Origin of the sequence: Candidatus Proelusimicrobium volucris (assembly GCF_959605025.1) — a bacterium.
Classification (GTDB): domain Bacteria; phylum Elusimicrobiota; class Elusimicrobia; order Elusimicrobiales; family Elusimicrobiaceae; genus Proelusimicrobium; species Proelusimicrobium volucris.
In genome coordinates this window covers 277,901-300,737 of sequence record NZ_CAUHCY010000002.1, presented here as the reverse complement: position 1 = coordinate 300,737, position 22,837 = coordinate 277,901, and the positions used below count along the sequence as shown (strand labels likewise).

The 22,837-nt window shown below is 44.1% G+C and carries 21 protein-coding genes and 2 tRNA genes; 9 read left to right on the top strand and 14 right to left on the bottom strand.

All coding sequences use genetic code 11. The annotated features are described in order from the left end of the window. Position 1 precedes the first annotated feature (1 nt). The 6 genes from ACQY3M_RS03500 (at position 2) to ACQY3M_RS03475 (ending at position 5,382) form a co-directional block, all read left to right on the top strand. Positions 2-298: a DUF6804 family protein gene (locus ACQY3M_RS03500; RefSeq protein WP_428066081.1), complete on the top strand. Its 297-nt coding sequence runs from the start codon at positions 2-4 to the stop codon at positions 296-298. Further along, positions 295-2,058, top strand: a complete 1,764-nt coding sequence (locus ACQY3M_RS03495; protein ID WP_428066080.1) for an AAA family ATPase — start codon at positions 295-297, stop codon at positions 2,056-2,058. Before ACQY3M_RS03500 ends, ACQY3M_RS03495 begins: the two co-directional genes overlap by 4 nt. 20 nt (positions 2,059-2,078) lie before the next feature. Continuing rightward, a complete protein-coding gene (locus tag ACQY3M_RS03490; protein WP_428066079.1) occupies positions 2,079-2,264 on the top strand; it encodes a hypothetical protein in 186 nt (61 codons plus the stop codon). Between the two features lie 223 nt (positions 2,265-2,487). Further along, on the top strand, positions 2,488-2,811 hold the full coding sequence (locus tag ACQY3M_RS03485) for a hypothetical protein (RefSeq protein WP_428066078.1): 324 nt from the start codon (positions 2,488-2,490) through the stop codon (positions 2,809-2,811). 590 nt (positions 2,812-3,401) lie between these two features. Continuing rightward, entirely contained in the window at positions 3,402-3,788 is a 387-nt protein-coding gene (locus ACQY3M_RS03480) for a DUF2924 domain-containing protein (protein ID WP_428066077.1), read from the top strand. Continuing rightward, a complete protein-coding gene (locus tag ACQY3M_RS03475) occupies positions 3,778-5,382 on the top strand; it encodes a recombinase family protein (RefSeq protein WP_428066076.1) in 1,605 nt (534 codons plus the stop codon). Before ACQY3M_RS03480 ends, ACQY3M_RS03475 begins: the two co-directional genes overlap by 11 nt. 156 nt (positions 5,383-5,538) lie before the next feature. Here ACQY3M_RS03475 and ACQY3M_RS03470 read toward each other — a convergent pair. From ACQY3M_RS03470 to ACQY3M_RS03460, 3 genes are all read right to left on the bottom strand, one after another. Beyond that, positions 5,539-5,626: transfer RNA gene (locus tag ACQY3M_RS03470), tRNA-Ser, on the bottom strand. Between the two features lie 73 nt (positions 5,627-5,699). Then, positions 5,700-6,587 carry a class I SAM-dependent methyltransferase gene (locus ACQY3M_RS03465; RefSeq protein WP_428066075.1) on the bottom strand — a complete coding sequence of 296 codons (888 nt, stop codon included), beginning with the start codon at positions 6,585-6,587 and terminating at the stop codon, positions 5,700-5,702. A gap of 37 nt (positions 6,588-6,624) precedes the next feature. Beyond that, the gene (locus ACQY3M_RS03460; RefSeq protein WP_428066074.1) at positions 6,625-6,921 is read right to left on the bottom strand and encodes a hypothetical protein; all 297 of its coding nucleotides are present in this window, start codon (positions 6,919-6,921) and stop codon (positions 6,625-6,627) included. A 155-nt stretch (positions 6,922-7,076) separates the two neighbouring features. On the opposite strand from ACQY3M_RS03460, the gene ACQY3M_RS03455 reads away from it, so the two are divergent. Both ACQY3M_RS03455 and rdgB read left to right on the top strand, forming a co-directional pair. Then, a complete protein-coding gene (locus ACQY3M_RS03455) occupies positions 7,077-9,785 on the top strand; it encodes a valine--tRNA ligase (protein ID WP_428066073.1) in 2,709 nt (902 codons plus the stop codon). Between the two features lie 38 nt (positions 9,786-9,823). Then, on the top strand, positions 9,824-10,429 hold the full coding sequence (gene rdgB / locus ACQY3M_RS03450; RefSeq protein ID WP_428066072.1) for an RdgB/HAM1 family non-canonical purine NTP pyrophosphatase: 606 nt from the start codon (positions 9,824-9,826) through the stop codon (positions 10,427-10,429). A gap of 237 nt (positions 10,430-10,666) precedes the next feature. Here rdgB and ACQY3M_RS03445 read toward each other — a convergent pair whose 3' ends face one another. The 9 genes from ACQY3M_RS03445 to smc all read right to left on the bottom strand — a co-directional run bounded on the left by ACQY3M_RS03445 (position 10,667) and on the right by smc (position 20,020). Then, positions 10,667-11,158, bottom strand: coding sequence for a hypothetical protein (locus ACQY3M_RS03445; protein ID WP_428066071.1), 492 nt, complete (start codon positions 11,156-11,158; stop codon positions 10,667-10,669). A gap of 14 nt (positions 11,159-11,172) precedes the next feature. Then, a complete protein-coding gene (locus tag ACQY3M_RS03440; protein WP_428066070.1) occupies positions 11,173-11,835 on the bottom strand; it encodes a hypothetical protein in 663 nt (220 codons plus the stop codon). Next, positions 11,832-12,539 (bottom strand): FKBP-type peptidyl-prolyl cis-trans isomerase, encoded by a 708-nt coding sequence (locus tag ACQY3M_RS03435; protein WP_428066069.1) that lies wholly within the window; start codon positions 12,537-12,539, stop codon positions 11,832-11,834. Before ACQY3M_RS03435 ends, ACQY3M_RS03440 begins: the two co-directional genes overlap by 4 nt. A gap of 10 nt (positions 12,540-12,549) precedes the next feature. Continuing rightward, complete coding sequence (locus ACQY3M_RS03430) at positions 12,550-13,476, bottom strand: hypothetical protein (protein WP_428066068.1); 927 nt, start codon at positions 13,474-13,476, stop codon at positions 12,550-12,552. Positions 13,477-13,486: 10 nt separating this feature from the next. Beyond that, positions 13,487-14,797, bottom strand: coding sequence for a hypothetical protein (locus ACQY3M_RS03425; protein ID WP_428066067.1), 1,311 nt, complete (start codon positions 14,795-14,797; stop codon positions 13,487-13,489). Positions 14,798-14,802: 5 nt separating this feature from the next. Further along, a complete protein-coding gene (lpoB, locus tag ACQY3M_RS03420) occupies positions 14,803-15,396 on the bottom strand; it encodes a penicillin-binding protein activator LpoB (protein WP_428066066.1) in 594 nt (197 codons plus the stop codon). Between the two features lie 205 nt (positions 15,397-15,601). Continuing rightward, positions 15,602-15,677 (bottom strand) — tRNA-Ala (locus tag ACQY3M_RS03415). 65 nt (positions 15,678-15,742) lie between these two features. Then, positions 15,743-16,483 (bottom strand): metallophosphoesterase family protein, encoded by a 741-nt coding sequence (locus ACQY3M_RS03410; RefSeq protein WP_428066065.1) that lies wholly within the window; start codon positions 16,481-16,483, stop codon positions 15,743-15,745. A gap of 60 nt (positions 16,484-16,543) precedes the next feature. Then, entirely contained in the window at positions 16,544-20,020 is a 3,477-nt protein-coding gene (gene smc / locus ACQY3M_RS03405) for a chromosome segregation protein SMC (protein ID WP_428066064.1), read from the bottom strand. Positions 20,021-20,142: 122 nt separating this feature from the next. Between smc and ACQY3M_RS03400 the strand changes: the two genes are divergently transcribed. Continuing rightward, positions 20,143-20,907 carry a hypothetical protein gene (locus ACQY3M_RS03400; RefSeq protein ID WP_428066063.1) on the top strand — a complete coding sequence of 255 codons (765 nt, stop codon included), beginning with the start codon at positions 20,143-20,145 and terminating at the stop codon, positions 20,905-20,907. Between the two features lie 62 nt (positions 20,908-20,969). Here the strand turns inward: ACQY3M_RS03400 and rlmB are convergent, their stop codons facing one another. After that, entirely contained in the window at positions 20,970-21,716 is a 747-nt protein-coding gene (gene rlmB / locus ACQY3M_RS03395) for a 23S rRNA (guanosine(2251)-2'-O)-methyltransferase RlmB (RefSeq protein WP_428066062.1), read from the bottom strand. Further along, the gene (locus tag ACQY3M_RS03390; protein ID WP_428066061.1) at positions 21,716-22,831 is read right to left on the bottom strand and encodes a 6-phosphofructokinase; all 1,116 of its coding nucleotides are present in this window, start codon (positions 22,829-22,831) and stop codon (positions 21,716-21,718) included. Before ACQY3M_RS03390 ends, rlmB begins: the two co-directional genes overlap by 1 nt. Between the last annotated feature and the right edge of the window lie 6 nt (positions 22,832-22,837).

Below are 22,837 nucleotides of genomic sequence, written 5' to 3'. Positions count from 1 at the left end.
TATGCAAAAGAAAATAGCAATTGCTCTGTTAATAACCTTCTTATTGGCATTATTACCTTGGCCATACGGAGTTTTTCAATTGATCAGGCTATGGGTTGCTACTGGCTTTGTAATTTTGGCCGTTTCTTCATTTACAAAAACTCAAATTTCATGGTTTTATATATTTTCGGCTCTATTATTTCAGCCTTTTCTAAAGGTAGATTTAGGGCGAGAACTATGGATGTTTGTGGATATTGTCATGGCTGTTGTATTTATAGTGTTATTATGTAAAGGCCATTTTAAGGGGAATACAAAGTGAAAGATAAAGAAGGTATGCTAGCAACAGGCTTTGTGTTAGATAGCCAATATAAAATTGCATTTTTCCTCGGAACGAATTGTGGATGCGAGAGATATCGCGCTATTACTCCTGAGGGAAAGACTTGTCTCTTGAAAATATTTGATGTTAGCAAATTAGATCCGGATCGCTTATACAAAGGTATTCCTTTGGAAATTTATTTGATGCGACAAATTAGCCATCCATGCCTCCTATCTTATATTGCCGATGGGAAATTTGTTTATCAGGGGAATAAGTTCCTTTATCTAGTCACTGAATTCCCAATAGGAACTTCCTTACATAAACAACTCGATACTTCTACCATATCAACTTTTTATGATATTAAGTCAATTTTAAGAGATATATTGGGCGCACTTAATTATTTACATACTTTATCTCAGCCTATTATTTATAATAATATTTCGGATTCCTCGATAATTATAAATCAGGAAAACGATGAATTTCACGCAAAACTGATCGATTTCTCGGCAGCTCGATTATTTTTACAAGATTCACCTTCAAAGATTCTCTCGTCAGATTTTCGTTATCTACCGTTCGAAACGCTCCAAGCTCGTATTATTTCCAAACATACGGATTTATTTGGGGCAGGAGTTGTCCTTTATCAAACAATATTTGGAGTGTTACCTTGGAACATGGATAATTGTTCCAGTCAAGATTTAGACTCAATTCTTGGACATCGTAAAAATAACAAATTAGACATGAGTGATATTGAAACTCTACTTGCAGATTATGAGAAAGGAATCAAAACTCTCGTTAAGAGAGGTTTATCTACCGATTCTAGTCAATATTTTAATTCTGCTAGTGAATTCTTGAATGATCTAGAAAAAGGGAAGACGGTAGTTGGAGAACCCAGCTTCACTCAACCTCCGCAAAAAGACACTTCTCCGTCTAAATTGGCAAGTGGTAAAAAGGGGTTTGCGGCGATTGCTGGGATGAAATCTCTTAAGCAACTAGTACAGAGAGATGTACTTGATATCTTAAAAAATCCGGAAGAATATAAAAAACACCATCTTGGGCTACCAAATGGGATGATTTTATATGGCCCCCCAGGTTGTGGAAAAACTTTCTTTGCTGAACGCTTTGCGGAAGAGGCAGGTTATAATTTCATAAAGATACTCGCCTCAGACCTGGCAAGCATTTATGTGCATGGCACACAACAGAAAATAGGCCAATTATTTAAAGAAGCTCGGGAAAAAGCTCCCGCTATTTTATTCTTTGATGAATTGGATGCCATGGTTCCTAACAGAGACAACGATTTCCAACAGCACCAGAGAGGAGAAGTTAATGAGTTTTTATCGCAATTAGATAATATTGGTGATAAAGGGGTATTTGTGATTGGCTCTACAAATAAGCCGGATTTAATCGATAAGGCTGTTTTAAGGGCCGGAAGGCTAGAAAAGCACATCTATGTACCCCCGCCCGATTTTGAAGCCCGTAAAGAGATGTTTCGCCTTTATTTGGGCAATCGTCCTATCGATTTGGGGATGGATTACGATAAATTGGCCCAACTAACCGAACATTATGTATCAGCCGATATCAAATTCCTCGTTGATGAGGCTTCTCGTACTGTAATCTCTAAAAAATTAAAGAGAATTACAATGGATTTATTGGAGGACGTTATCAAAAACACAAAACCGAGTATTACCCCTGAGATGGAAGAAAATTATGAATCCTTTAAAGAGGGGAATAGTTCGTCGAAACATATAGGATTTTTAAATAATTAATAAAAACAGGAGGAAATAAAATGGCAGTATTATTGGTATTGGCAGTAGTTGCTGTTATAGTTGTGGTATGTGTAGCTCAGTCCGGAAACAATGGCACAAGTGGACATCCGTCATCCGGAAGCGTACTAGGTACTCAAGGAATACAAAATGGTATTGGTACACAAAGTGGGACAGTAAATAAGAGAAAATTCCTGATGATGAGTTAAGCATTTTGGTAAACCTCGATGCCATATTCGCTGCTGATTTCTTTCGCGGTTTTGCCCTGCTCTTTTAACTCCAATATCTGTCGCTTAAACTCTTTTGTGTACTGTTTTCATTTCATAACCATTTTTCAGGTTCTCCTATACAACCTATTATACTTTTACCCTAATTCACTGTCCCACTTTGTGTACCAATACCAATGTGTATGGAGAAGACAGATTTATTACTATGCTTATAAAGATGATTTCTCTTTTAAATCGTGAGAATCCTGATGTTTTACAAAAACTAGCTGACTTCAAATTTAATTTTAGGCCCACATCGTCTATCACTAAACAACGTAGGCCAAGCATTTCACGAGAGCCACACTCACTCATTACAGCTTCTAATCCTATTGATGGGGTGTTTATCGAAACCAACCTCTCCTCGCAGGATATTATGCGTTTCTTAAAAGCATTATCAGAGCAATATCAAGTTAACCAAGAAGAATTTAGCATAAATGTCAAAGCGGATGACGATAGCGAGGCGGAAGAAGAACAAGATAACGAGGAATAACTTCAGATATCATCTTAACCGTTAGATAGCCGCTCCTAGCAATTGGGGCGGTTTTTTAGTTCCAAACTCTGTCCATTAACCATATAGCTTATTTACTGTGCCCAAAAAGCGCACAGGGCACAATAAAAGCACAAGAAATGGCAAACCAGTAACTGAAAAAACCACGCAGTTATAGTGTCCAAATTGTGACCAGTATATTCATAGTTTTCAAGAATTTTTTTAGTAGTTTTTATACTTCTTCGATGAGAGATAATAATTATAGTATGACAAAAATTTTCGGAAATTTAGGTTGTGCGGATATAGTTTGCGGAAAAAGTGTATATAATTTAGATTTTGTCGACGAGAAACACAAAGGAAACTAGCACTTACTGTACACCATAGAGGGTCCACTAAGAATATACAAGATTTGCGTAATCTTGCTCATTTTGCTCAAAAAGTGTCGACGAGGGAGTATAAGAAAAAACCCGCTCTCGACGGAGAACGGGTATATTTTGAAAAGTGCGCCCAACAGGAATCGAACTTATATTCCTTTTATGTTGTTGTACTTGACTTCTAGGCCATAGTAAGCCGTAATGTGTATAGGAGGGGATATGACTGACTATACACATTGTACTGTTCAGCAGTTGCGTGCCAAATGGACCGAAGTAATCAACCGGCCGATACCGCCAATTCGTCGCAGCATAATCATTAAATATCTAATTTGGTATGAACAAGCCAAGCGTGAGAAAATTTCTTTCCTTGGCTTTTTTAATGAGGTTAAACAGGCTTCTGTGTCGGTCAATAAACACACTGTTATCTTGGAAGCCGGATCTAAAATCACGCGTTCTTATAAGGGAGTTGTCCATACAGTAGAAGTTATCTCTAATGGCTATTTATACAACGACAAACAATACAAAAGCCTATCGGGTATTGCCAAAACCATTACAGGTAAAAGCTGGAACGGCAAAGTATTTTTTGGGGTGAAAGATGAAAAGTAAAATACGGTGTGCCATCTATACACGTAAGTCCAGTGAGGACGGTCTAGAACTTGAATTTAACAGTTTGCAGGCCCAGCGGGAAGCGTGTGAAGCCTATATAAAAAGCCAAAAGCACGAGAATTGGCATCTTTTATCCACAAAGTATGATGATGGCAGATACTCTGGCGGGACATTAAACAGACCAGCTTTGCAGCAATTATTATCGGATATCAAGGCTGGGCTTATAGATATAATTGTGGTGTATAAAATAGACCGATTAACCCGCAGTTTAATGGACTTTAGCAAAATTGTAGAGGTATTAGATAAGCATAACGCGTCTTTTGTATCTATCACGCAGCATTTTAATACCACCACCAGTATGGGGCGGTTAACACTCAATATGTTATTATCATTTGCCCAATTTGAGCGGGAAGTAACCGGGGAGCGTATAAGGGATAAAATCGCCGCTAGCAAGAAAAAAGGTATGTGGATGGGCGGCAAACCGCCACTTGGGTATTACCGCAAAGATAAAAAGATATATCCGGATGAAGAAAAAGTAAAACTTGTTAATAGTATATTCAAAAAGTATATTGAACTCAAAAGTACCACACTTGTAAAAGAGTGGTTAAATAAACAAGGCCACCCTATATCTGTTGGGAACTTAAACTGTATCTTGCGTAATAAAGCCTATATCGGCTTTGTCGGGCATAAAGGTACTTGGTATCTGGGGGAACATCAAGGCATAATTCCAATAGGACTATTTGACCAAGCCCAAGCGGTTAAGAGCAGTAACCGTATCAACCGGCAGCATTATAACCCCAGTAAAAGCCTTTTGGCGGGGAAGTTATACGATGATAAAGGCAACGTAATGAGCCCCAGTTGGAGTACGGGGAGCCAGGGGAAGAAATACCGCTATTATGTCAGCCAAGCAGTTATTAAGAAGGATCCTAGTAAAATAGGGCAAATAAGTAAGATATCCTTACCCAAACTGGAAGAATTTATAGATAACTGGTTCGCCCAGTTTATACGGGATAAGGCCAAAATATATCCATATATTAAAGGTTTTGATATTGCGAAACAGAAGGGAATTATAAATAAACTTACTTCCTACACAATCACCCGCAACACAGAACAAGCCCTTATCAAGCGGGTGGATATATCTCTCAAACACATCAAAATCACTATATATGAAGAACAAGTAACGGAACTGTTAAATGCCCTCTATGAAAACAGAGATATGAACCTGCAGCAATCCGAACGAGAATATCCCTATACGGAAGACTATCATATCGGCATTATAGACAACGGAGCCAAAGTATTGGTAGGGCAAAAGATTAAACCTAACCCTCGTAAAGATACTAATCTGATTCATATTTTGGCACAAGCATATAAGTGGCATCAAGATATATTAGAGGGTAAAATGCTAAAAGAAATAGCCCAACAGGAACAAAAGACTGAGCAATATGTACGGCGAATCCTTGAACTGAGTTTTTTATCGCCAAAAATCGTACGGGCCATCTTCAATGGCACCCAGCCGGCTGATTGTACTCTTAAAAGGTTGTTATCTATCCATACGTCCAACTGGCGCGAACAAGAGGAAGAATTCTGCCGTTAAACAACTTCCCCGACGGAAAGACAGCATAAAAATATAAAAAAGCGAAAAAAACACAAAAAATGGCGCACAAGAGGCTGCTGTAAGTTGAGTAAAAGAAAATCCCCGTCGGGAGTTAATCCTAACGGGGATTTATGCTAATAATTCAAAACTAAAATACGGAGAGGGAGGGATTCGAACCCTCGATACCCTTTTGGGGTATACAGTCTTTCCAGGACTGCTCCTTCAACCGCTCGGACACCTCTCCAAAATTACTGCGTATTTATATTATAGCAAATTGGGAAAGAACAATCACATCAATCGTACCGATCAACGGCCTTTCATGCTTGTTTGCCAAGCTTCGCCAAAATACACATCACTTTCTGTTTACGCCATTTGGAATCTACCCACACGATTTCTTCGGCCACTATATCAAAACCTTGTTTCTTTAGCAATATCCTCAACGATTTAGGCGTAAAATAATTAATATGTTCATGCATCTGAAAACTACGATCTTTTAATATCTCTACTCCCTTGACTATCAGATCCTTAAATTTGAAATATCTATTGAAAACAAATTGAAGCTTTTCCTTTATCCCGCAGTAAAAAGGCGAATCAAAGGGCAATTCAAAATAAAAATAGCTGTTCTTGTTTCCTATCTTTTTTATCATTTTTATTGCTTCCGAAGGATAACTTATATGTTCCAAGGTATGGCAGCACATTATTAAATCGAAAGAGAGTCCAAAAACATCTTCCAATTTATTTAGGGAAATGACACCATTTTTCGCTTCTACGCCGGAAATATCGTAGACATATTTATCGCGGCAACTGCAAATATTCGGGATATATTGGCCTTTGTCACCGCCAAAATCCAAAATGTTTTTTATCGTGTCGGTTTGGATATGTTTATTCAAAAAATTCAGCAAATTGTTTCTTCTGCTTTCTGCTTCTTCATAGTAATCGGCCAGCAAAGAATTGATTTCCCGGCTGTACCACGGTTCATATTTTTGCCGTTCTTTTTGATAGGCTTCGTCTCTATAACCCTTGTAAAGCTTGCGAAACTCCTCGGCACCAGGCCTTAATTCAAAAAAAGAGAACCCGCATTCTTTACAATATATAAGGGAGGTGCTCTCCAGCCTAGAGGAATACATCCTGTACGCCAGAAAAGGGGCCAATTTCGCGGGTTTTATCTTAACATTCTCGCTGGAACATATTAAACATTTCGCCATTTATCTGCTGTTTCTATTGTAAGAAGCCCCTATGTATTTACATTTTGTACTTAAAGATTTTTATATTCGGTTTGCGCCCAAACAGGCTTAGTATCAGCATCGGTATCGCCATAACGACAAAAACTGCCAGAAAAACACACAAAGTCATAAAACCGCTAAGCAGCGCTGCGGCCGCGCCCAACACCCCCATTAGGCCTCTGCGCAAAGGATCAAAATCTCTTTTTACGCTTTCCGCGCGAGGCTCCCCAGGGGACGATATTTTGCGGCCCTGCTCGTCAAATACTTCTGGCTCTATAACTTCCAAATCTTCATATTTCTTGTTTTTGTTTTCCATACTTTATATTTTTGCAAAAAAAGCATAAATTGCCAAGCACAAACGTAAGATTATCGCAAAAGCAACCGCAAATACTTTTATAACTCTTAAAATTGTAAAATATAATAATAAAGGCGTAGAGTCACATTACGCAAATTAAAAAAAGAGGAATTATTATGTTGCCTAAAGCTTATGACCCTAAAGAAGTAGAAGAAAGAATATCCCAATTATGGAAAGATAAACAGGTTTTTAAAGCCGAAATAGACGAAACAAAAAAACCATACGTAATAGTAATCCCGCCGCCAAACATAACCGGCGCCTTACATATGGGCCATGGGCTTAACAATACTTTGCAGGATACTTTAATACGCTTCCACAGAATGAACGGCGAATGCGCCAACTGGGTGCCCGGCACCGACCATGGCGGCATAGCGACGCAAAACGTAATAGAAAAGAAACTTTCAAAAGAGCAGAAGCTTTCCCGTCACGATCTGGGCAGAGAAAAATTCGTTCAAACCGTATGGGATTGGTATAAAGAATGCGGCAACGCAATATACAATCAATTTGAGAAAATGGGCTGGGCGCTGGATCAAAGCAATATCCGCTTCACCATGGACGAGGCCAGAGCCAAATCCGTATACGCAAGCTTCAGCAATCTTTGGAACAAAAAATACATTTACCGCGGCAAGCGCATGATAAACTGGTGCGTAAGATGCTCTACCGCGCTTTCCGACATAGAAGTGGAACACGAACAGCATGCCGGCAAACTTTGGCACTTGCGCTATAAAATGGAGGACGGCTCCGACGGCGTAGTCATAGCCACCACCAGGCCCGAAACCATTTTCGCCGATTCTGCGATAGCGGTAAACCCCAAAGACGAAAGATACAAAAATATTATCGGCAAAAAAGTGCGCATACCTTTAATAGACCGCTTAATCCCGGTAATAGCCGACGAAGCGGTGGAAATGGAATTCGGCACCGGTGCCCTAAAAATAACGCCCGCGCATGACCCGGTGGACTATGAAGTCGGACAAAGACACAATTTGGAAACTTTTATCGTAATTAACGATAAAGGCAAGATGATAAACCTGCCCGAAAAATACCTCGGTATGGATAGAGACCTCTGCCGCAAAGAAACCGTCAAAGATTTGGAAGCGGCGGGCCTTTTAATCAAAGAAGAAAAATACAATAACGCCGTCAGTACCTGCTACCGCTGCCACAGCGCCATAGAGCCTTATTTAAGCGAACAGTGGTTCGTCAAAATGGACGAACTGGCCAAAAACGCCTTAAAAGCGATAGAGGAAGACAAAGTAAAATTCCACCCCGCCAACTGGAAAGGCCCCTTGACAAATTGGCTTAAGAATATACAAGATTGGTGTATATCCAGGCAAATTTGGTGGGGACACAGAATACCCGTGTGGTACTGCCGACATTGCAGCGAAAAGGGCCTTACTTTCACCACGGACAAACAAGGCAAAGAGCAGCTTTCCAAAGTTTCTTTTGAAGACGGCGCAAAGCCGATAGTTTCCTTCGAAAAGCCCGAATGTCCACACTGCCACGGCCATGACACCATTCAAGACCCCGACGTTTTGGATACTTGGTTTTCCTCCGCTTTGTGGCCGATGTCGGTTTTCGGCTGGCCGGAACAGACCAAAGAGCTTAAATATTACTACCCTACCAGCATATTGGTTACGGGCTACGAAATCATTTACCTTTGGGTGGCCAGAATGATAATGATGGGCCTTGAGTTTCAGGGCGAAGTACCTTTCAAAGACGTTTTATTAAACGGTATAGTCAGAGATAAAACGGGCAAAAAAATGTCCAAATCCCTGGGCAATGTGGTCGATCCGCTGGACCTTACGCAAAAATACGGCGCCGACGCGGTAAGATTTTCGCTTTTGTCCCAATCGGTGCTGGGCAAAGATATCCCCTATGGCGAGGAAAGCATTATCGGTGCCAGAAACTTCTGCAATAAAATTTATAACGCTTCCCGTTTCATACAGATGAACAGCGAAGGCATAGAAGGCCCGCTTGAACTGCCTGCCAAACCCAAAGAGCTATGCGACAGGTGGATAATATCGCGCTACAATAACGCGATAAAGCAAGCCTCGGACGAAATCAAAAAATACAATATGGCCGCGGCCGCAGATACTTTATATCACTTCCTCTGGGGCGACTTCTGCGATTGGTATATAGAACTCGCAAAACAACGCTTCGACGGGGAGGATAGGAAAGAAGTCATCTCTATCCTTATCAATATTCTTTACAACACGCTTAAGGCCTTGCATCCTTTTATGCCGTTTATCACGGAAGAAATAGCGATGAGCTTAAAGAAATACATAAAAGATCATAAGGAGTTTTTAATTGAGGAAGAATATCCCGTCTATAACCCCACCTTATCGGACGAAGAGGCTCAAACGCAGATGGCTCTGATTCAGGGCGTAACAACGCAGATAAGGACTATAAGAGCGCAGTTTAACGTTCCGCCGGGCCTTAAGATTAAAGTGCTTTTGAATACGTCCGACAAAAACGACTTGGCCATAATAGATAAATATCACAATTACATAACCAGTATGGCGAAAGTTGAAAACCTTGAAACGGGTTCCGATATCGCCAAACCCAAACAGAGCGCCACCGGCGTTTACGGCACTGCGACGGTATACATCCCGCTTGAAGGGCTTATAGACTTCGATAAGGAAAAAGCCCGTCTGGATAAGGAACTTGCGGTAATAGAAAACGGAATAAACAACCGCAAGAGAATGCTGGGCAACGAGAACTTCGTCAAGAACGCGCCTAAAGAGCAGGTGGAAAAAGCCAAAAACGAACTTGAGCAAATGCTTTTAAGAGCGCAGCAAATCAAAACGGCGAAAGAAGACTTGAACTGATAACAATCCCCGCCAAAAAGCGGGGATTTTATAATTTTATGAAGATACTTATATCGACACATAACCGCCATAAACTCGCGGAACTTTTGGAAATATTGCCCCCAAGTACGGCAAAAGGCGAAAAGATAGAATACCTTTCTTTCGCGGATTTCCCCGCCATAGCCGAACCTGAGGAAACAGGCCTCACTCTGCAGGAAAACGCCGCCATTAAAGCGCGCTGCGGGCTTGAGAATACGGGCCTTATCAGCATAGCCGACGATACCGGCCTTATGGTGGACGCTTTGAACGGCGCACCGGGCGTGTTAAGCGCACGCTACGCCGATCCCAATAAAGCCGACTATGAAGCCAATAACAGAAAACTCTTAAAGGAGCTTTTGCCTTATAAAGGCAAAGAACGCGCAGCTCATTTTTCTACCGTAGCGGCTTTGGCCGCACCAGGCAAGGATATAATTTTTACGCAAGGCAAAGTGGAAGGCTTTATCATAGAAGATTATAAAGGTTCCAATGGCTTCGGATACGACCCTTTATTCTTTGTTGCCGAGGCATTTAAAACAATGGCGGAAATGAGCAGGGAAGAAAAAAATAAAATCAGCCACCGCTTCCGCGCTTTTAAGCAAATGGCGGAAATAATAAAAAAATTTTAAAAGCCGTTTTGCCAAAAGAGGGCTTTCCGCCCATAAGCTAAATTGGAAATAACTCCAAACATATTGGAGCCAAATATTTAGCCCTCCAATCGCTAAGTAAGAGGCTGCCGGTAATGCCCCATCGCCTTAGCCTTACGCGACATAAGACAAGCAGCAAACATAAAACATTTTCAAACGAGAGAGCGCATAAAAAACCCCGATTTAAAAATCGGGGTTTTTGTCAAATTCCAAAAACAATTATTGCGCTATCAAATAGTCCAAATCATTGTCGCCTTTTATCTTCTGGCGCGCTTGATCAAACAGCCCGCTTTCTTTGGCATGAGTCATAAAATTGCTCCACTCGTCATCGGTAAAGCCGTATTTCTGTTTGATGTAATTGGAGGATACTTCTTCATAATCCGTCGCTTCTGGATTGCGCTTTCTGTAATCGTCCTCTATAAGAGTATACTCCTCCGCTATTTCCAGCATTACTTCTTCGTCGCTTTTTTCTTCTATCGGTTTTTCTTCTTCCGATACTTGCTCCGCAGCGGGTTTGCTCTGGGGAGTAGCCGCCGAAGGCGTATTACCGCCTTTATTTAAAATCATAAATATCGACAATATAACCGTAAAAAGCACCAGCGAAGTCAATGCCGTATTTATCCAAGACGACATGTCTTTTTCCGCCAGCAAATCTTTTATCGAATACAAAACTAAAACCAATATTATTATTACGGCTATAAATACACCCATTTTATGTTCTCCTGTCAATTATTATCGGCGCCTTTGCTCCCGTTTTGAGCCCTTTTCTCGGCGTCTTTTATTAAATCTTCCGCTATTTGCATGATTTTAGGGTTCTTACTATATTCAAGCAAAATTTTTCGCATTTGTGGATTATTTAATATTTTATCCATCATTTCCTGCGGGGACAACTGTGTATTAGATATATCCTCCCCCATCGCCCTGCGCATATCCCGCACAAAACGCTGCAGTTCGGGATCGTTCTCGTAACCGTTATTGAACCGCAGTTCCAACTCCTCGTTATTCTTAAATTGATCCGGCGATATTTCTCTGGGCGAAGCGCTTTGCGCGTTTATATATGCTTCCTGCTCCTTTGCCAATGCCGGCAAATCGATCTGTCCGCCAAAAAACGGCTTCTGCATTTGTTTTTCCGGGACATAGGCCTCATCTTCTTCCAAGGCTATTACCATTCTGTCGGGCAGAGGCTCCTGCGTATCGCTTTGGGCGGCTTTCTCCGCCTCGTTTATAAACGGATAATAGAAATCTTCTTCCAGCTGTATATCTTCGCTTTCCTCCGAGTAGGCAGGCTTTAGCCACACGCTCTCTATACGGCGTGCGGCAAGCACCGCTACTATAACGGCAAGTGAAAAAGCTATTATCGCGACATATATCTTTGATTTAAAAGTCATTTGTCCATAACATCCAACAATTCGACATCAAACACCAACAGCGAACCGGGCTGTATCGGGCCGGCCTGAGCATTGCCGTAGGCGGTATCGGGCGGGCAGTACAAGGTGGCCTTGCCGCCTTCTTTCATTTCCTGCAAGGCGCTGGTCCAACAGGCGATAACGCCGTTAAGCGGGAACTCTGCCGGTTTGCCTCTTTTTATAGAGCTGTCAAATTCAGTCCCGTCCAACAACTTGCCCTCGTAATGAACTTTCACCAAGCTTGAAGCCTTAGGGCTTTTGCCTTTACCCTTTTTTGTCACGCGCATTACTACGCCATTGGCCAAGACCGTATTCTTTTTGTCTTTTTTGGCTTCTTTTAAAAACTCGTCCTGTTCCAATTTGCGTTTATTCATAACCGCGGTCGTATCTTCGCGGTAGCGCTTTTCAACCAGAGGCTTATAATCTTCCAAATTCGTCTGCGAATTGCGGTTTAAAAGAGCGTCCCTCATTCCCTGTGAAACGGCTTTAAAGTCTTCTTCGCTGCTAAGCATAAGATTATTCTTTAAATTCTCGCCCAGCAAATAGCCGAGGGAATACAGTACTTTCTCGCTAGAAGCGTCGGCGGTTTTATTTGCGGCTTGATTATTTTCCTGAGCAGTTTGCTCCTGAGTAAAGGCCAAACAGGCGCATATCATCAATACAGGCAAAAGCAACAATTTTTTCATTCAAAGACTCCTATTTCTTCTCTATATATTCGACAAATTTCTCCTTAATTACGGGCGCGCATTTCTTCCCGGCCGCCACTAAACTGCGTCTTTTTGCGTCCTCGCCGCGCGCCGACCCTACACGTTCACTCTCGCTGAAGGTGGCGAATATTCCGCCCGTTTCCACGTCTTTTAAAGACACCGTGGCGGTAGCCGTACTCCAATAAAGGCCTTGCAAAGTATCGGATTCGTAATTGTCTATTTTTATATCCATAGTCAATTCAATATCGTAAGTTTTTAAATCTTCGCCGACGCCAAAACCCAATTCGTTTAAAGCGTCTATTATATACGTCTTTACCGTTATATCGTCCGAGCCAGAAAGAGCGGCGTTTATTTTGACGTCATATAAAGTTTTATTGTATATGCTTTTATAGGAATACAGGGCGTCTTCGTCATAAGCGGATCCGTCAAAAGATATCTTGCGGTATTCGCGGTCAAGCTCTTCCCTTTTGTCTAGCAGAGGCGGCATGGTAAATGCGTGTTTAAGTTTTACGTATTTATCGCTTTCGCCCGCTATTTTGGATACCACTCCGTTAAGCTGTCCTTCTATCGGAGCGTAATAAGGTCTTATCGTTTCCAACGCCGGTTCTCTTTCCAGGACGGCTATGGCATAATATCTTTTGTTTTCCCTGTTCTTCCACCATTGTACAGCCTTTATCTGGGATATGATATTATCCCGCCGTATTTGAGAAGCCTCATCCTGCGGCAAATCGTCAAACAATTTGGCAAGTTCCGCCACCGCCGAGTCTTTGGCATCATTCTTGGTTTGGCCGAAGGCCACCTTAGTTATGTATTTATCGGCAGGATATTTAGACATTTTTTCATTCAATATATTTCTATTGGCGGTACACGCGCCGACAGTCAAAACCGCAAGCAAAAGATAAAGGATTTTCTTCATTTTCAGCTCCTCATCGGGAAGTCCTTGTGTGCAAATACGTTCTCTTCCCTTTTATAATTTGTACATTTTCAAAGAGGTATTCGTCAATAGTATGCCCCTGCGCGCTTATAAATTTAATCTTGATATTATGTATGCCGGGCGCCAAAAACAGATTCGCCATTCTTATCTGGGCGGGCAGCGTAAACCAGGAGCGGGTATCGGCTACTTCCGTCGCGTTGGACAGAATGCTCATAATGGAGCCTACTATAAAGCCCATATCCTCGCCCCAATTTTTCTCCGCTATATGCCGGGCCTGCACGCTTAAAATATATTTGGTTACCGCTCTTATGACGGTACGGGTATAAATACCCTTCATACTTTGGCTAAGGTCGGCCTTCGCCTGCCAGGCGACGTCGCTGACCAGCTGTGTGCGAACGGGCGTGCCGCCGTCTGCCGACACTTCCGAATATTTTATTTTGTAAGGCATATCCTGAAATTCGGGGAAGCTTACCGTTATCGACCGCCCGAAAGCACCGGCATACACCGCATTAATAAGACCTTGGCTGGTGGAAGCCAAATCACTGTTGTCCTCCACCGCGAACCAAATATCGTTCCAAGCCAGCATAACGCTCTTGGATATTTTTATCGGAGCTTTGCCGTTATAGTGGAGAATTACCGCCTCGCCCTTTTCTTGATAATCGGACGGCAAATCAATTTGCGGCATACTGGCCGATGAACCCGCTTGCCTTTCATAGGCGTTTTTGGCGTTTTGGCGCGATATTCTGGCGTCGGAAACCTTTCCGTTGTCCTCGTATATCATACTGGCGAGATACTGCGCGAAAGCGTCATCATTATACAGGTCCTTGGGGTGGTCCTCGCGATTTCTGTCCAGCATAAAAACTATTCTGTTGGCTTCCACCAAAGCGGAGTTTTCCTCGCCTTCATAAAGATAATTGACGGCGCTGTTAAGATGAAGCATAGCTCGTTCAAACAACGGGGGAACATAAGCGACGGTATTATCGTTTATCATCAAGGTTCCTAAAGAGGCGCTTATACTCTTGGCGTATAAAGATTCCGTTATCTCGCCCGCCGCCGATAAAGAAGAAAGCGCGCCCGCGCTGTCGCGGCGCGCCATTTGTTGGGAGCTTAAATCAAGATAATACAAAACAGCGTTCTTATCGCCGTAAGATTTAGATTTGTTTTCTTCTATCAAGGTTTGCGCTTTGTCAAAACGGCCCTCGTCCATTTTGGAAAAGACGTCTTTTTTATAGCGTAAAGAAGGCCCGGCGCACGCCGTTAATACGCTTAACGCAATTATTAAAAGGGCAAACCGGGCTTTCATATCTTTTATAATTTAAGAGATTTCTTCGCTACATATTTTTTAATTTGTTTTTGGCCGTTCCACAGTATTTTATTCGTTTCTATATTGATTAGCTTTAAATTTACCTGATAAAACACTACCGACTTGCGGCCCTCTTGATCTACGATAGAGCTCAATACGCCGCTTAACATATAATCCGCGCCGACTTCCTGCCCAAAGGCCTTTCTGGTGGCTTCGGAGGCATATTCGTCCTGTTCAAGGCGCTCCTGGCGGATTTCGCCCCGCTCCGAGGAACTGGCCACAAATTCTATTTTGCCGCTGTTGATTAAAGCTCTTTGCAGTTCTTCCACAAAAGCGCCGGTATTGATATGCTCCATAGTGTCATTGACGACTGTACCGACTATTACTACGGGTTCTTTTCCGCCCGTTTCCTTTACGGCTTTGGCGTACCACGCACCGTTAAGGCATTCCTGTATCATAGTTTCCGCCACCAAGCGAGAATCAGTATCGTTCCATTTGCCGCTTAAATCTTTTGTTACGTCTACGTCCATACGCTCAACCTTGGTACCGCAGGCAAACAAAAGCGGAAGCAAGAGCATTGCAATTAAAATCTTTTTCATTTTCTCTCCCTCAAAAATTGGTATATAGTTTATTTTCCCACTTAAAACGGGCATTGTCAAGAAGCGAACGCATATAAACTCCGCTTTACCCGCACAGAGAAGAAATTATTCCTCCGCCCAAATGCACAGATATAAAACGGTTTTGCCCCGCCAAAAGGAAATTCCCAATAAAAAACCGCCGCTTAAAGCGGCGGTTAATCAAATCTGGTGGACCTGAACGGGATCGAACCGATGACCTCCTGCATGCCATGCAGGCGCTCTCCCAGCTGAGCTACAGGCCCGTACCTATATATTAACAAATATTGTTCAAAATTGCAACCTTGTCAACTTTTTATCCGACAGATATTTATTTTCCTTGCTTTAGGCGGGTGGAAAGTATCGTCGGCAGACCGCGGCTTTCTATCTTAGACTGTACGGCCTCTATATCGTAAGGCAGGCGGATAAGACGGAAAGTTTGTTCCTTAGTATTCAATATCCCGAAAGAAGCCTTAGCATTAGTGTCGCGCGGCTGGCCTATGGAGCCGGGGTTTATCATATAGCGTATACCGGGGAGCATTTTTATCGTAACGTCCGAACCCAAGAACAAATCTATCTGCGGCATATGATTGCTCTTATAGCTCATAATGAACGGTACGTGGCTGTGCCCCACAAAACACAACTGCCCTTTCCACTTGTCCAAATTCAGCACGAACTGCTCCGCGCTGAGCAGATAATCCCTAAACGGGTCCAAAAAAGAGCCGTGCACCATGCAAAAATCCTTGCCGTGGTATTCCCGCCCGAAACTTTTTATAAAATCCTGCGATTTTTTGCTTAATTGCTTTGCGGTATACAGCATCGATTCCTTGGCATAATCGCTGAACCAGTTGAAAAAATCTTCCCGAAACAAACTCATATCGTGATTGCCCATCACGCCCACGAAATTCTTGAGTTTCATCATTCTTTGGCAGCATTCTTCCGGGTCGGGCCCGTATCCGATAAGATCGCCGCAAAAAGCATAGCCGTCTACGCCGATCTCGTCCACCTTCTTGAGCACGACGTCCAAGGCCTCGTAATTGGAGTGTATATCCGAAAGTACGGCGTATTTCATTCTATCCCCATTAGACTTTAATTTTGTCCTTCAGTCAATAGCCCGGCCACAGCGGCGGTTCTACTCCGACGCCGCCGCCACCAAATGTCTGGTTTTTGAGTCTTGATCCTTCAAATTGAGCGAAAGCACTTTCGATACACCGCTCTCTTCCATAGTCACGCCGTACAACATTTGCGCCGCTTCCATAGTGCGCTTGTTGTGGGTTACCACAATAAACTGAGTCTTGCTTGAAAACTCTTTTATAAGATTGGTAAATCTTTCCACGTTAGCCTCGTCCAAAGGCGCGTCGGCCTCGTCCAAAATGCAGAAAGGCGAAGGGTTATGCGTAAAGAACGCAAACAGCAAAGAAACTGCCGTCAAAGCCTTCTCCCCGCCCGACAAAGCCGATATGTTCAAAAGTTTTTTGCCCGGCGGCTGAACGGTTATCTCCACGCCCGTTTCCAGAAGGTTTTCCGGGTCGGTTAAAGTAAGTTCCGCCTCCCCGCCTACAAACAAAGTTTGGTAAACGCTCTTAAAATGCGTGCGCACCTGATCAAAGGTATATTTGAAATTCTCTTTCGTGGTAGCGTTTATTTTGTTTATCGCCGCTTTCAAATCCCGTTTGGCATTGCCTAAGTCTTCTATCTGTTTTTTAAGGAAGTCGTTGCGTTGGGTTAAAGCATCGTATTCTTCGGGCGCAGTCATATTTACGGCGCCCATATTTTCTATGCGTTTTCTCATCATCTTCACGCGCTCGTAATCCACTTTGACTTCCCCCCACTTCATCTGCGCTTCCTGCGGGGTTATATTCCAAGATTCCAAAAGATTGTTTATTATCGCCGTTTTCTGGCGTCTGTGGTTGCCAAGCGCGTTTTCCAAATCGTGTGCTTTTAACGTAAGTTCGTTTATGCGCGCTTTGCGTTTGTTAAGAGCGGTGCTCTTCTCGTCAAATTCCGTTTTTATCAAATTCAAATCGCCGCGCATTTTGTTTTCCGCCACTTCAAGCGCGGCCAAAGCGTCGCGCTGAGCCGCGAGTTTGGCTTGAGAGGACAATTTCTCGCCTTCCAAAACTTTTATTCTCTCCGTCGCTTTTGCTACATTCTCGCTGCGCTTATTCTGCGCTTGCCTTAAACTCTGTTCCTCGGAGGTGGCAGTTCTAAGGTCCAGATCAAGATTATTCTTCTTTATTTTGGCCTCGTACAGTTTAGCGTTGGCCTGTTCTATTTCCGCCTTTAGGGTTTGTTCCTCTTTTTCCAACGATTCGCGCTTTTCGCGAAGGGTTTGGATATTGCCCTTGGCCTCTTCGTATTTGCCGGTAAGCTCGGTAAGCTGCACTTTAAGTTCCCCGGTTCTTGCCCTGCGCTGCGCAACCCTTGAAGATATTTCCTCTTTGCTCTTGCCTATCTGCTGGCAGGACTGCTCCGCTTCCGTCAAGCTCCTTTTATGCAAGTTGATGTCGTTGTTTAAGGAATTTAGACTTATGCTTTCTTCCTGATACTTGGCGCGCAAAGCCCGCAAAGTTTGTTCCGTTTCCGCGGCTTGCTCATTTACCTTTTGCAAAGAATCGGAAAATTCCTTCTCTTCCGCGTCAATCTGCTTTAATTCTTTTTTGACGGTTTCTTCCTCGCCCCAGTAAGCCTCCGGCGATTTTACGCCCGCCGCCCCGCCGGAAACCCAAAACCCGTCGCCGACTTCGCTCTCCACAGCGCTGTAAGAAGCCGTTACGTATTTTATCAAGCCCTCAAGTTCCGCCGGGTATTGCAAAAGCCCGCCTACCGCCGAGCCCGAAAGAACGGAAGTTCCTTCCCTGCTTTGCGGCACGCGTGAGAGTATTATAAATCTGCACCGCGCTTTGCCGTTTTGTTTAAGCAAAGAGACCGCCTGTTTTACGGAGTCAAAATCCTCCGCCAAAACCGAATCCATAAATTTGCCAAAACTCTCTTCTACCGCCAAGGAATCTTCTTCCTTAAATTTAAGTTGTTTTCTTAAAGTTCCTTTTATGCCCGCTATGCCGCTTTCCTCAACAAGTTTCGTACCTACCCAATAAGGATCGTTCTTGCCTTGCGTTTGTATCATTTGCATTTTGGCGTTTAGCGAGGCGCGTTTGCCTTTCAAATTGTTCAATTTGTCGTTAAGCGATTGGCGTTTTGAGTTAAGTTCGCTCAAGGCATTTTCCGCTTTAAGCTGGCCTTCCTTAACTTGCGATACCAAATTCTGCTTCTGAGAAAGCGAGTCCGCAAACTTCTCTATCTCTTCTTTCAAAACTTGCGCCCGCTGAAGCTGGGTCTGCAAATTTCTTTCCAAATTGATAAGATTCTCGTCTTCGTGCGCGCAGGAAGATTCCTCCAAAGCTATTTTGCCGGAAAGTTCCAACTGCTTTTGCGATACTTCCGAAGCCGCCGCGACAGCCCTCTCCACGTCGTTCTGCGCCGTCTTTAGGGCCTGCTCATTAGCGCTGACTTGGGCATATTTCTCGTTATATTTATCTTGCAGAGGTTTGTATTCCTCCTCCGCTTGCCGTATTTTTTCCTTCAAGGCTTGCAAGGCGGGGCCCAGTTCTCCCAATCTGGCCGAGGCCACGGCTTCTTCAGATTTGGACGTCTGCACCTGCAAAGCAAGTTCACCCGCTAAATTCTGGCAGTTCTGTATCGCGCCTTCCAATAGGCCTATCTGATATTTGGCGGAAGATATATTCTCCCCGAATTGCGAAAGTTCCTTCTGTTTGTGGGTAAGATTAAGATCCAAAGCCGCAACCTGCCCTTCCAAGGCAGATACGGTATTATTGGAATCTTCTATCTCTTTCAAAATCGGTTCCAGCTCTTTGGCCGCCGTTTGGATTTGTTCTTCGTGGCTTTTTATATTCTCCAAGGAGAGTGCAATCTCGCTTTCTTTAAGTTCTTCGCGGTACTTTTGATATAACCTGGCCTTGCGGGCTTCGCTGTCAAGCTTTTTTATCTGTTCCGCTATCAAAGCCAGCGTGTCGCTTAGGCGGGCTATATCCATATCCACGCGCTCTAGTTTGCGAACGGCCTCTTCCCGCTTGGCTTTATACTTTGATACGCCTGCGACTTCCTCAAACATTTCGCGCCGCTGTTCTGGGGTGGATTCCAAAAGCTGATTTACGGAGCCCTGGTCTATTATGGCATAGCCCTCGCCGCCGATACCGGTATCCAAAAACATTTCCCTGATGTCTTTAAGGCGGCACTGCACTCTGTTTAGGAAATATTCGCTCTCGCCGGAGCGGTATATTTTACGAGATACCGTAACCTCGTTAAAAGCCACCGGCAACTTTCTTGATGAATTGTCAAACACCATATTGACCTGCGCCATATTAAGCGGGGGCCTTTTCCTTGTGCCGTTGAAAATTATGTCCACCATCGAACTCGAACGCAAAGACTTCCAAGACATCTCGCCTATCGCCCAGCGCACAGAATCTATAACATTTGATTTGCCGCAACCGTTGGGCCCCACTATACACGATACGCCCGGCTCGAAATTCAGTCTAACCTTATCCGCAAAAGATTTAAAACCTATAATTTCCAATGCTTTTAGATACATAACAATTCCGCAAGAATAAATAAGGGCTCGTTAAGCGGCCCTTTTTTATATGATACTATATTTTACTTATTTATATGTTTTTGGCATAATTGAAATATATTTCACAGCAAGGAGGCTTTTTGATGAAGAAACTATTGCTTTTTGCCTTTATGCTCGGATTTGTAAGCCCGTGCGTTTTGGCCAAAGCGGTAACCAACCCGTTGTTTATGCCCTCGGAGGGGCAGATCCTTTCCGACACTGTGGCGACTTTTCAGGATACTACCGACGGCGACAGCAATAAGATTTATACCTTACGCGAGGCGCTCTCTTTCGGTATTACCGACAGGCTGCAGCTCGGCGGTTATATCGGTTACAGCAAACTCGACAATACCGACACCAAAGATTTTACCAATCCCGGAGTTTTCGCAATATTGAGGATTTGGAACATCGGCCTTGATATCGACTTGGGCGGGCGTATAGAGTTTGACGCCTTTGACGATTTTACCGAAGGAGGCGTAGCCGACGGGACCGATAAATACGGCTTCTTTGCCAGAGCGGGCGCCGATTTGGGAATATTTTACCTCGGCGCGATCGGCGGTCTGGATTACTGGGACGGCTTAAACGCCAGACTTATGAGCAAGCACAACGACAGCGAAATCTATAACGGTAATTTAAAGGCTTTCGCCATTTTTGACGTTATGGACATCATCGGCTTCGGCGGAGAGGCGGGCTATAAAGTCTACGACCTCGGCGGCGACAGCTACTACAAAGGCTATTTCCTTACCGCGCGCTTGGACATCAACCCCCTCCCTTCAAGGCTGGGCGTAACCGCTTTCGCCACCTTTGAAGACGTAGAACACCAAGATGAAAATTATACTCTCGGTTTGAACCTGAAACTTGCGATATAGCTTTCCAATAAAACAAAAATCCCCGCCCTTTTAAAAGGACGGGGATCTTTTTGCTCCAAAACCTATTTTATCTTGGAGAACATATCATACATTATTATCGCGCCGGCCGCCGCCGCGTTCAAACTGCTTACGCCGCCTTGCTGCGGTATGCTGATAACCTCGTCGCAATGTTCTTTGGTCTTAAGCCTGAGGCCTGTTCCCTCCGAGCCGATAACCAATACCGCGGGGTAGGCGTAATCCATCTCTTTTATGCTCTTGCCCGCCATATCGGCGCCGTAAATCCAAAAACCTTCGTCTTTTAAGTCCAACAACGCGGTGGTAAGATTGGTGACTTCCACAATCCTCAAAGTTTCCAAAGCGCCGCAAGCCACCTTATGCACCGTACCCGTTATGCCGACGCTTCTGCGCTGGGGCAATATAACAGTGCTAAAACCCAGACAGGCCGCGCTTCTTAACATAGAACCCAAATTTTGCGGGTCGGTTACCTCGTCGATGGCCAGCCACAAGTCCTTCTTGTTGCCCGTACTTTCATATAAAGCATTGGTCAGGCGCATAAGCTTTAAAGGTTCCGCCCGCGCTATCACGCCTTGATGGTTTGCGCCGCCGGCCAAGTTGTTCATAAGGCGTTCTTCCATACTCTTTATCTTTACATTGTTGGTCTTGGCAAGGCGGATAACGTCTTCCACCGCTTTGCTCTGTTTTTTATTCTCCACTATGTAAAGCTGGAGTATTTGGCGCTTTCTGCCTTTAAGCGCTTCCCTTATGGGGTGTATGCCGAAGATCAGCTGTTCTTTGTCTATTCTTTCCATTATATTCCGCACGCTCCGCCGATTTTGCTTGAACCGAAGCTCGTCCCTACGGCCAAAGCCGCGCGGACTTCCTCGCCGTTCGGGTCGACTCTTTTAAGTTTCGATACCGCGTCTTTTACCGGTACGCTTATTATTTCCGTTCCTCTTAAAGCCACCATATAGCCCGTCTTGCCCTGCAAAATAAGCTCCACCGCTTCGGCACCGAAACGGGTGGAAAGCCAGCGGTCAAAAGCCGTAGGCGTGCCGCCGCGCTGCAAGTGCCCGAGCACGACAACCCTGCATTCCACTTTAAGGCGTTCTTCTATCATCGCCGCTATTTTACTGCTTATGCCGCCGAGCCTTATAGGATCGGTAGAACCCGCTATCTTTGCCTTTACCGCCATTTCGCCTTGCTCGTTTACCGCACCTTCCGCCGCAACGATTATGCTGAAGGTTTTGCCTTTGCGCTGTCTGTCCTCTATGGCGTCTATAATAGCGTCGTCGGAGTAAGGTATCTCCGGAATTAGGCAGATGTCACCGCCGCCCGCTATGCAGGAGCGCAAAGCTATCCAGCCCGCGTAGCGCCCCATGGTTTCCAATATCATAACGCGGTGATGCGATTCCGCGGTGGTGTGTATTCTGTCTACGGCATCGGTCGCGACGCTTAGTGCCGAATCAAAACCGAAAGTAAAATCGGTGGCGGAAAGGTCATTGTCGATAGTCTTGGGAACGCCAACTATCGGGACGCCCATCTCTATAAACTTCTGCGACATGGAAAGAGTTCCATCGCCGCCTATCGTAACCAAAGCGTCTATTTTGTTAGTCTTTATCGTATGCAGAACCAGGGAAGATACGTCCTTGGGCTCCTCGGGCGAGCCCATCGGCGCCAATGTGTAATTGAAAGGATTGGCCAAATTGCTCGTGCCCAGTATAGTGCCGCCGCGCGTAAGTATACCCGATACGGTTTTGCTGTCCAATTCCATAAACTGGTTCTTTACCAAACCGTCAAAACCGTTTTTAAAACCCAATACTTCTATACCGCAGTTAAGGGCGTGCTTGGCGACGCCTCTCACTACGGCATTAAGACCGGGGCAATCGCCGCCGGCAGTTAAAACGCCGATTCTTCTTACTTTCATATTATA

What these genes read in the sequence shown, in the direction of transcription:
- ACQY3M_RS03500 (WP_428066081.1), top strand. Translation starts at nt 2, where the DNA reads ATGCAAAAGAAAATAGCAATTGCTCTGTTAATAACCTTCTTATTGGCA.
- ACQY3M_RS03490 (WP_428066079.1), top strand. Translation starts at nt 2,079, where the DNA reads ATGGCAGTATTATTGGTATTGGCAGTAGTTGCTGTTATAGTTGTGGTA.
- ACQY3M_RS03485 (WP_428066078.1), top strand. Translation starts at nt 2,488, where the DNA reads ATGCTTATAAAGATGATTTCTCTTTTAAATCGTGAGAATCCTGATGTT.
- ACQY3M_RS03480 (WP_428066077.1), top strand. Translation starts at nt 3,402, where the DNA reads ATGACTGACTATACACATTGTACTGTTCAGCAGTTGCGTGCCAAATGG.
- ACQY3M_RS03475 (WP_428066076.1), top strand. Translation starts at nt 3,778, where the DNA reads ATGAAAAGTAAAATACGGTGTGCCATCTATACACGTAAGTCCAGTGAG.
- ACQY3M_RS03465 (WP_428066075.1), bottom strand. Translation starts at nt 6,587, where the DNA reads ATGGCGAAATGTTTAATATGTTCCAGCGAGAATGTTAAGATAAAACCC.
- ACQY3M_RS03460 (WP_428066074.1), bottom strand. Translation starts at nt 6,921, where the DNA reads ATGGAAAACAAAAACAAGAAATATGAAGATTTGGAAGTTATAGAGCCA.
- ACQY3M_RS03455 (WP_428066073.1), top strand. Translation starts at nt 7,077, where the DNA reads ATGTTGCCTAAAGCTTATGACCCTAAAGAAGTAGAAGAAAGAATATCC.
- rdgB (WP_428066072.1), top strand. Translation starts at nt 9,824, where the DNA reads ATGAAGATACTTATATCGACACATAACCGCCATAAACTCGCGGAACTT.
- ACQY3M_RS03445 (WP_428066071.1), bottom strand. Translation starts at nt 11,158, where the DNA reads ATGGGTGTATTTATAGCCGTAATAATAATATTGGTTTTAGTTTTGTAT.
- ACQY3M_RS03440 (WP_428066070.1), bottom strand. Translation starts at nt 11,835, where the DNA reads ATGACTTTTAAATCAAAGATATATGTCGCGATAATAGCTTTTTCACTT.
- ACQY3M_RS03435 (WP_428066069.1), bottom strand. Translation starts at nt 12,539, where the DNA reads ATGAAAAAATTGTTGCTTTTGCCTGTATTGATGATATGCGCCTGTTTG.
- ACQY3M_RS03430 (WP_428066068.1), bottom strand. Translation starts at nt 13,476, where the DNA reads ATGAAGAAAATCCTTTATCTTTTGCTTGCGGTTTTGACTGTCGGCGCG.
- ACQY3M_RS03425 (WP_428066067.1), bottom strand. Translation starts at nt 14,797, where the DNA reads ATGAAAGCCCGGTTTGCCCTTTTAATAATTGCGTTAAGCGTATTAACG.
- lpoB (WP_428066066.1), bottom strand. Translation starts at nt 15,396, where the DNA reads ATGAAAAAGATTTTAATTGCAATGCTCTTGCTTCCGCTTTTGTTTGCC.
- ACQY3M_RS03410 (WP_428066065.1), bottom strand. Translation starts at nt 16,483, where the DNA reads ATGAAATACGCCGTACTTTCGGATATACACTCCAATTACGAGGCCTTG.
- smc (WP_428066064.1), bottom strand. Translation starts at nt 20,020, where the DNA reads ATGTATCTAAAAGCATTGGAAATTATAGGTTTTAAATCTTTTGCGGAT.
- ACQY3M_RS03400 (WP_428066063.1), top strand. Translation starts at nt 20,143, where the DNA reads ATGAAGAAACTATTGCTTTTTGCCTTTATGCTCGGATTTGTAAGCCCG.
- rlmB (WP_428066062.1), bottom strand. Translation starts at nt 21,716, where the DNA reads ATGGAAAGAATAGACAAAGAACAGCTGATCTTCGGCATACACCCCATA.
- ACQY3M_RS03390 (WP_428066061.1), bottom strand. Translation starts at nt 22,831, where the DNA reads ATGAAAGTAAGAAGAATCGGCGTTTTAACTGCCGGCGGCGATTGCCCC.